Source organism: Pseudonocardia bannensis (genome assembly GCF_012911875.1).
GTDB lineage: Bacteria > Actinomycetota > Actinomycetes > Mycobacteriales > Pseudonocardiaceae > Pseudonocardia > Pseudonocardia bannensis.
The window spans coordinates 1-2400 of the sequence record NZ_JAAXKZ010000241.1; the positions used below are offsets into that span (position 1 = coordinate 1).

1 protein-coding gene is annotated in these 2400 nt (G+C 73.0%); it reads right to left on the reverse strand.

Annotation, left to right across the window (positions count from 1 at the left end; all coding sequences use genetic code 11):
* Window positions 1-68 precede the first annotated feature (68 nt).
* The gene (locus HF519_RS29865; protein ID WP_169416293.1) at window positions 69-1028 is read right to left on the reverse strand and encodes a ParA family protein; all 960 of its coding nucleotides are present in this window, start codon (window positions 1026-1028) and stop codon (window positions 69-71) included.
* Window positions 1029-2400 lie beyond the last annotated feature (1372 nt).

Here is a 2400-nt window from a genome sequence, read left to right on the forward strand (position 1 = left end):
CGCGGCCGGGGCGGGCAGGAGGTCGTCGAGGTCGTCGAGGCGACTGGGGTCGAAGGCGGGGCGGCGGCTCATGCCCGGGCCCCGGCTTCGGCGGTGGCGATGCGGGTCAGCAGTTCGCGGGCGAGCGCCTGGTAGTCGCTGGCCAGTGCGGAGGGGTCGCGGGACCACAGCCGCGGCTCCCCGTTGTCGGTGGATTCGGGCTTGCGGTCGGCGCGGTGCTTGCCGCCGCGCAGCCGGGCCAGCCGGGACTTGTTCTGCGCGGCGCTGGCCGCGACGAGCTCGGCCGGGGTCAGGTGCGCGGCCCGCAGGTCCAGCGCGGCGGCCCGGTCGCTGCGGATCATGGTGGGGAAGCTGGTGGCACCGGAGCCGGCCAGGACGTCGTCGATGTCGGACAGCACCTGGGCGTTGCGGGCGGTGGCCCGCGGGTTGGCGTCGAACAGCACCACCCCGAGCAGCTCCACCGGGGCGCCTTCCTGGCGGGCCCGCAGGTAGCGCAGCGCGAGCAGTTCCATGCCGCTGAGCGAGGCGTCGTCGTCCTTGGTGGGCACCACCAGGTACCGGGTGGTGCGCAGCAGCGCGTCGAGCAGCGGGGCGTCCCCCGGCCCGGAGTCGATCAGCACGACGGTGTAGTTGCCGCGGGCGCAGACCTCGGCCAGCGCGGTGCGCAGGTTGGCCACCACATCGAGGCCGGTCTGCGCCGCGGTGGTGGTCAGCGCGCCGACCTGGGCGAGCAGCGGGCCGCCGGCGACCAGGTCGAGGCCGGGGCGCACGTCGGTCTGCACCTGCAGCGGTTCGCCGTACTGCAGCGACAGCATCAGGCTGCGGCCGCGGTCGCCCTCGACGCCGAGGTCGCTGGCGGTGGCGTTGCCCTGCGGGTCGGCATCGACCACCAGCACCCGGCGGTCCGGGCGGGCGATCAGCCCGGCCAGCGCGGTGACGATCGAGGTCTTGCCCACCCCGCCCTTCTGGTTGGCCACCAGCACCACCCGCTGCAGCGCCGTCGGCTGCGTCAGCGTCTCGGGATTCATCGCCCCCACCTTCTGCGCGCCGGGCGGTCGCGCCGTCTGCCGTTCCTGCTGGTGTGTCCGCGGTGCCCACCGCCGCGGGCCCGGCGGTGGCCGTGGCCGCGGTCTCCGCGGGTGCCGCGGCTGTGGCACCCGCGGTGGCGGTCGCGGTGACCACAGCCGCAACGCAGCGTAGCGACGCGGCTGCGGCCGCCGACGGCGACACGCCTGTGGTCACGCGTGTCACATCTGCCGCGGCCGCGCCGTCGGCCGCTGCTGTGTCGTCCCCTGCGATCACGTCGGGGGCCGCGTCGTTGGCCGCTGCTGTGCTCTCCGCTGTGATCACCTCGAAGGGAACGTCGCTGTCCACTGCTGCGCTCTCCCCTGTGGTCACATCGGTGGAGCCGTCGGTGTCGGTTGCGGAGGCCATGGCTGTGGCGAGGTCGGTGACAGCAGCTGTGGGCGCCGCGGTGGACACGTCGGCGGTCACGGCGGTGGTATCGGACGGTGAAGCATCGGTGGCATCAGCTGTGACCATCGCACATGCCACCGCTTCGGTCACCGCTGTGGGCTCGTCGCGCTGCGCGGATAGGGCCACATCGCGGGCACCACGTTTGACATCCGCTGTGACCACTGCCGAGGGCAAAGACGGTGATGATGCTGGTGATGGCGCTGCTGCCACCGAGGAGTGAACATCAGATGCCACCGAGGTGGACACTGCTGCGGACGCAGCTAAGACCGGACGTGTGGCAGCAGCAGAGTCCACAGACGGCGACACGGCTGTTGGCACAGCGGTGACCACCGCCCTGTGGACATACGGGGCCGCCGCAGTGGACGCATGCGATGCGACGTCGATGCCATCAGCGGAAGCCTCGTAGGAAAACACCGCTGATCACACCCCAGGTGCCACCGACGCGGACGCCGCGGAGAGTGGTGACGATATCGGCGCTGATGACACCGTTGCGACCACTGCATCGGTCGCCGACGTCGACACCGCGGAGTAGCCAGCAGGCGTTACATATGCGGGCACATATGTGGGTTTATCAGAGGCCGAGGCGGGTGGTGGGGTTGTCGGTCCACACCGACCCTTCCTCGAAGGTAGCCGCGCATCGCGGCCGCCGATCGCGACCGGCCGGGCCGCAGGATGGCCAGCTCGCTGGCCCCGTTCGCGTAGCCGGCGGGGGCGAATCCGCGGGGCAGCGAAGGCCGGCCCCGTGCCCGGGCCGCCCGGCGGCGGCTGCCCGCCGGGCGATGATCTGTGCGAGGGCCCGGTCGGAGAGCCGCCTCTGGCCGAGCCGGTCGTGCCGAGCCACCGCCACGAACGCGGCTCCGGCGGACCGCGGCGCGGATCCGGCGGGTTCCGCGGAACCGCCGGCGGGGCCGGTGGGGCCGGTGG